Source organism: Ramlibacter sp. (assembly GCF_035706265.1).
Classification (GTDB): Bacteria; Pseudomonadota; Gammaproteobacteria; order Burkholderiales; family Burkholderiaceae_C; genus Ramlibacter.
In genome coordinates this window covers 1-5,656 of record NZ_DASSVG010000375.1, presented here as the reverse complement: position 1 = coordinate 5,656, position 5,656 = coordinate 1, and the positions used below count along the sequence as shown (strand labels likewise).

The following is a 5,656-nucleotide window of genomic DNA, read 5'->3' as shown; positions in this document are numbered from 1 at the left end:
GCCCCCGCGACCCAGGTCGGCGATCCACGCCGCCTGCCAGGTGAGCAAGCGCGCGGCACGCAGCTCCATCTCGCTGTCGGCGATCATCCACTGGATGGCCTGCTTGTCGGCCAGCTTGGTGCGGAAGGTCTCGCGCTCCTTGGCCCAGTCGATCGCGATCTGCAGCGCCGCCTGCGCGACGCCGATCGTGCCGGCGGCGTAGGGGATGCGGCCTTCGATCAGCCACTTCTCGCAGATGGCGAAGCCCTGGCCCTCCTCGCCCAGCCGGTCTTCCACCGGGATCTCCACATCCTTGAACGTGATCTCGTAGGGGGCGTAGGAGCGGATCACGGGGATCTTTTTCAGGCTCATCCCCTCGGGGTTGCCCTTGACGATGAAGGCCGTGATGCCGCCGCGGTCACCCTGCTCGCCGGTGCGGGCGAACACGATGCCCCAGTCGGCGCCCTGGGCGCCCGTGATCCACATCTTGCTGCCGTTCAGGACGTACTTGTCGCCCTTGCGCACCGCGCGGGCGCGGATCGAGCGCGCGGGGTCGGCACCGCCGGAAGCTTCGCTGATGGCGAAGTAGATCTTCTTGCCCTGCCGGATGCCGGGCACGCCGTAGCGCTCGATCTGGTCCTTCGTTCCAAGCCAGATCGCGTTGGGGGGATCGGCACCGAAGGCGCCACACGCCGGCACATACGCACCCATGCGGCACTTGGCAGCCTCCTCGGCCACCACGGCCTGGCCCAGCAGGCTGAGGCCGGCGCCGCCGTATTCCACCGGGGAGCGCACGCACCACAGGCCGATCTGACGCGCCTTCGTCTGCAGGCGGTCGAGCACGTCGGCCGGCAGCTCGTAGGCATCGTGGGGCAGCTTGTCCTCGGCGGGTTTCACTTCCGCGGCCATGAAGCGGCTCACGGTGTCCTGGATCTGGCGGAGCTCCTCGGAGAGCTCCCAGCTGTCTGTGCTCATGGTGGTTCGCTGTGCGGGGTTGGCTGGAATGGATCTGATTCTTGCACGTGGAACTAAGTTCGTCAAACGGAACTTCGCTTGCGGGCAGGACGAGTGGCACCTATAATGAATCATCTTCCGTAGCGCGGAATTCCGCTCGGCTGCCATGATGACTGCCCCCGCCTCCCGCCCCCTGTACCGCCCGGACGAACTGGCGCGCACCTTCTCCCCGCGCAGCATCGCCGTGGTGGGTGTCTCCACCAACCCGGCCGCGTTCGGCTCGATCACCTACGCCAACATCGCCGGACCGGGCCGCTTCGCCGGGCCGGTGTACATGGTCAACGCCAAGTACGAGCGCATCGGCGAGCAGCGCTGCTACCCGTCCATCGCTGCCCTGCCGGAGACACCCGATTGCGTCTTCATCGCCGTCCCACGCGATGCCGTCGAGGGCATCGTGACCGAGTGCGCCGAGCGCGGCGTCGGTGGCGTGGTGCTGTTCTCCTCCGGCTTCGGCGAGACCGGCCAGCCCGAGCGCGTTGCCCAGCAGCAGCGCCTCGTGGCGATCGCGCGCAGGGCGAACATGCGCCTCGTCGGCCCCAACTGCGTCGGCTTCATGAACTACGGCCTCGGCGTCGTCGGCACCTTCGGCACCGCCTCCTTCAAGGGCGCACCGCGGCCGGGCGCGATCGGCCTGGTGAGCCAATCTGGCGCGGTGGGCGCGGCCCTCGCCCAGGCCCAGGAGCACGGAACGGCGCTGAGCCACATGCTCACCTGCGGCAACGCGAGCGACATCGACGTGGCCGACCAGGTGGCCTACCTCGCCGCCGATCCGGCCTGCAAGGCGGTAGCCTGCGTGTTCGAGGGCATGTCCGACCCGGCGCGCTTCCTCACCGCGGCCGCGCTGTGCCACGAAGCCGGCAAGCCGCTGGTCGTGCACAAGCTGGGAACCAGCGAACGAGGCGCCCAGGCCGCCGTTTCGCACACCGGCTCCGTGGCCGGGTCGCAGGCCGCCTACCGTGCCGCCTTCGAGCAAGCCGGCGTGATCATGGTCGACGAACTCGAGGCCCTGCTCGACACCTGCACCTTCTTCGCCAAGGCGCCGCCGCCCCAGGCACGCGGCGTCGCGGTCGCGGCCGTCTCGGGCGGCGCCTGCATCATGCTGGCCGACAAGGCGGAGCTGCACGGCGTGGAACTGCCGCATCCGACGCCGGCCACCATGGCGGTGCTGGAACGGCTGATCCCGGAGTACGGCGCACCGGGCAACCCGTGCGACATGACGGCGCAGGTGCTGTCGACGCCCAAGGACCTGCACGACTGCTTCGAGGCCCTGATGGCGGACCCGCAGTACGGTGCGCTGGTGGTGCCCCACACCTTCGCCTATGCGCCGGCCACTGCCCGCATCGAGACGCTGGGCAAGGCGGCGGCGGAGCACGGCAAGATCGCCTGCAACGTCTGGATGACGCAGCACCTGGAAGGCCCGGGGGCGATCGAGAGCGAGCAGAACCCGCACGTCGCGACCTTCCGCTCCATGAACCACTGCATGGCGGCGCTCGGCGCGTGGCACAAGCGCAGCGACTGGCTGCGGGAGCACGCCCGGGCCGAGGGTCGCGTGGCGCCCGCGCAGGCCCGCGAGCGCGCCGCCGCCCTGCTCGCCGCTTCACCCAACGCGACGCTCACCGAGCGCGAGGGCAAGGAAGTGCTGGCCGCTTACGGCGTGCCGGTGGTGCGCGACGTGCTGACACAGTCCGCCGACGAAGCCGCGGCCGCGGCGCGCGAACTCGGCTTCCCGGTCGTGCTGAAAGTGGAGTCGCCCGACATCCCGCACAAGACCGAGGCCGGCGTGATCCGCCTGGGAGTGAAGACCGAGGAGGAAGTGCGAAAGGCCTTCGACGAGGTCATGCGCAACGCGCAGGCGGTGTCGCCGCCTGCGCGCATCAGCGGCGTGCTGGTGCAGCCGATGGTGCCGCAGGGCACCGAGATCATGGTTGGCGCGCGGGTCGACCCGCAGTTCGGCCCCATGGTGGTGGTGGGCCTCGGCGGCATCTTCGTCGAGCTGCTGAAGGACACCTCGGTGCGGCTGGCGCCGGTGGGCCCGCGCGAGGCGCGCAGGATGCTGGGCGAGCTGAAGGCACAGCGCGCACTGCAGGGCTTCCGCGGCACCGAGCCGGTCGACCTGGAGCGGCTGGCCGAGGCGATCGCCCGCATTTCCGAGCTGGCGGCCGACCAGCGCGAGCACATCGCGGAACTGGACGTGAATCCCCTCATCTGCGCCGGCACGCGCATCATCGCCGTCGACGCTCTCATCGCGAAGCAGAAAGCATGACCGAATCGACTTCCTTCAGCCCGGCGCGGCTGGCGGCCTCGCCGCTGGAGCAGTACCGCGCCTTCCTCGCCCGCGGCGAGCTGGCCTGCCAGGTGGACGAGGCCGGGCGCGCGCTGTTCTACCCGCGCGTCGCCGCACCCGCCGGCTACCGTGGCGAGCTGCGCTGGGCCACGAGCCGCGGCCTGGGTACCGTCTACGCGACGACCTTCATCTCGCCCAAGGGCGAGCCGGCCTACAACGTGGCACTGATCGACATGGACGAGGGCTTTCGCCTCATGAGCAGGGTCGAATCGGTTCCCGCCGACCAGGTGCGCATCGGCATGCGGGTGAAGGTGCGCGTGCATCCGGCCGAGGGCGACGAGGGCCCCTACCCGGTGTTCGACCCCGTGGAGGCCGCATGAGCGTCACTGTCACCCGCGGCTCGGCCGCCATCGTCGGCGTGGCCGAATCGGACCTGGGCGAAGTCGCCGCCGGCATGAGCGTGATCGACCTGATGGCGCAGGGCGTGCACCGGGCGCTGGCGGATTGCGCCCTCACGCTGGCCGACGTGGACGGCGTGTTCGCCGCCGCCGGCCAGAGCCGCATGCCCAGCACCGCGCTGTGCGAGTACCTGCGCCTGAAGCCGCGCTACCAGGACTGCACGATGATGGGCGGCTCGTCCTTCATGACGCACGTGGCGCATGCCCAGGCGGCGATCGAGGCGGGCCTGTGCGAGGTCGCCGTGATCGCCTATGGCAGCACCCAGCGCAGCGCCGGGCGCAAGAATGTGGCGCCGCGCGAGTACAACCCCTACGAGACCCCCTACCGGCCGGTGACGCCCGCCAGCGCCTATGCGCTGGCCGCCTCGCGCCACATGCACCAGTACGGCACCACCCGCGAGCAACTGGCGCAGATCGCCGTGGCGGCGCGCCAGTGGGCGCTCCTCAATCCCGCGGCCTGGGAAAAGGAACCGCTCACGGTGGAACAGGTGCTGGGCGCGCGCATGGTGAGCCATCCACTCACGGTGCGCGACTGCTGCCTGGTCACCGACGGCGGCGGCGCATTGGTGATGACCTCGGCCGAGCGCGCGAAGTCGCTGCGCAAGCCGCCGGCCTACGTCCTGGGCGTGGGCGAGACCATCAGCCACCAGAACATCAGCAGCATGCCGGACCTGACGGTCACCGGCGCGGTCAGCTCCGGCGCGCAAGCGTACGCGATGGCCGGCCTGAAGCCGCAGGACATCGACGTGGTGCAGGTCTACGACGCCTTCACCATCACGACGCTGCTGTTCCTGGAAGACCTCGGCTTCTGCCCCAAGGGCGAGGGCGGCCGCTTCGTGATCGAGGGCGCGATCGCACCGGGAGGGAAGCTTCCGGTCAACACCAATGGCGGCGGCCTGTCCTACTGCCACCCCGGCATGTTCGGCCTCTTCGTGCTGATGGAAGCCGTGCGGCAGGTGCGCGGCGAATGCGGCAAGCGGCAGGTGCAGCAATGCGAAACCGCCATCGCGCATGGCAATGGCGGAGTGCTCTCGAGCCAGAGTACGGTGATCCTGGGCGGCGCGAGCGCCTTGTAGGGCGCGGCGACAGCACCGGCAACTCGCTCACCGGCCCGTGAACCGCGGCTTCCGCTTCTCCGCGAACGCGGCCCGCCCCTCCGCATGGTCTGCCGTCTGGGAGAGCTGCGGGCCCACCAGCAATTCCATTTCCAGGAACTGCTCCAGGCTCGGCGCCACGCTGGCCGCGAACAACTGCTTGGCCATGGCGAGCGCAAGCCCGGGGCCCTGCGCGTATTCCTCGGCTTGTACCAGCGCCTCGTCCAGCACCCGCTCCGCCGGCACCAGCCGCTGCACCAGACCGAGGGCATGCGCCTCCTGCCCCGTCAGCTTGCGTGCGCTGTAGACCAGCTCCCGCGCGCGCGAAAACCCCATCTGCCGGGCCAGGAACCAGATCGCGCCGCCGTCGGGCGCCAGGCCCACCTTGCTGAACACCTGCGAGAAATTGGCGTCCGGTGCGGCGACGACCACGTCGCAGGCCATGGCCAGGCTGAAGCCGATTCCCACTGCAGGCCCGCGCACGGCGGCCACCACCGGCTTGTCCAGGCCGTGCAGCGCCCGCACCATGGCGTGCATGGTCTTCATGCGCTGGCGCGATCCGGCCAGGTCGCGCCCGCCCATCTTGCCGACGTCGGCGCCCGCGCAGAAGGCATTGCCGGCACCGGTTAGCACCACCGCCCGCACGGCCTCGTCCTCGGCCAGCCGGCGAAAGGCCTCCAGCAGCGCGCGCCGCATGTCGAAATCCAGCGCATTCCGGCCGGCGGGATTGTTCATGGTGACCAGGGCGACGGCGCCACGCTGCTCGATGTCGATGCTGCTCATGGAAATCTCTCTGACGAAGGGCGGGAAGATCCGAGCCATGATAC

5 protein-coding genes are annotated in these 5,656 nt (G+C 70.1%); 3 read left to right on the top strand and 2 right to left on the bottom strand.

Features of this window, described 5'->3' with window-relative positions:
- Window positions 1–954: acyl-CoA dehydrogenase family protein (locus VFM98_RS13630; protein ID WP_325110459.1), on the bottom strand; the 954-nt coding region annotated here is incomplete at its 3' end.
- Between the two features lie 145 nt (window positions 955–1,099).
- Here VFM98_RS13630 and VFM98_RS13625 point away from each other — a divergent pair.
- The 3 genes from VFM98_RS13625 to VFM98_RS13615 are packed head-to-tail and all read left to right on the top strand — an operon-like array spanning window position 1,100 to window position 4,811.
- Complete coding sequence (locus VFM98_RS13625; RefSeq protein ID WP_325110458.1) at window positions 1,100–3,256, top strand: acetate--CoA ligase family protein; 2,157 nt, start codon at window positions 1,100–1,102, stop codon at window positions 3,254–3,256.
- Window positions 3,253–3,657, top strand: coding sequence for a Zn-ribbon domain-containing OB-fold protein (locus tag VFM98_RS13620; RefSeq protein ID WP_325110457.1), 405 nt, complete (start codon window positions 3,253–3,255; stop codon window positions 3,655–3,657). Before VFM98_RS13625 ends, VFM98_RS13620 begins: the two co-directional genes overlap by 4 nt.
- Entirely contained in the window at window positions 3,654–4,811 is a 1,158-nt protein-coding gene (locus VFM98_RS13615; RefSeq protein ID WP_325110456.1) for a thiolase, read from the top strand. Before VFM98_RS13620 ends, VFM98_RS13615 begins: the two co-directional genes overlap by 4 nt.
- Before the next feature lie 27 nt (window positions 4,812–4,838).
- Here VFM98_RS13615 and VFM98_RS13610 read toward each other — a convergent pair whose 3' ends face one another.
- Window positions 4,839–5,612 (bottom strand): enoyl-CoA hydratase/isomerase family protein, encoded by a 774-nt coding sequence (locus tag VFM98_RS13610; protein ID WP_325110455.1) that lies wholly within the window; start codon window positions 5,610–5,612, stop codon window positions 4,839–4,841.
- Between the last annotated feature and the right edge of the window lie 44 nt (window positions 5,613–5,656).

Bases quoted from the DNA above. Each gene is read 5' to 3' on its own strand.
- VFM98_RS13610 (WP_325110455.1), bottom strand. From the start codon at position 5,612: ATGAGCAGCATCGACATCGAGCAGCGTGGCGCCGTCGCCCTGGTCACC.
- VFM98_RS13620 (WP_325110457.1), top strand. From the start codon at position 3,253: ATGACCGAATCGACTTCCTTCAGCCCGGCGCGGCTGGCGGCCTCGCCG.
- VFM98_RS13615 (WP_325110456.1), top strand. From the start codon at position 3,654: ATGAGCGTCACTGTCACCCGCGGCTCGGCCGCCATCGTCGGCGTGGCC.
- VFM98_RS13625 (WP_325110458.1), top strand. From the start codon at position 1,100: ATGATGACTGCCCCCGCCTCCCGCCCCCTGTACCGCCCGGACGAACTG.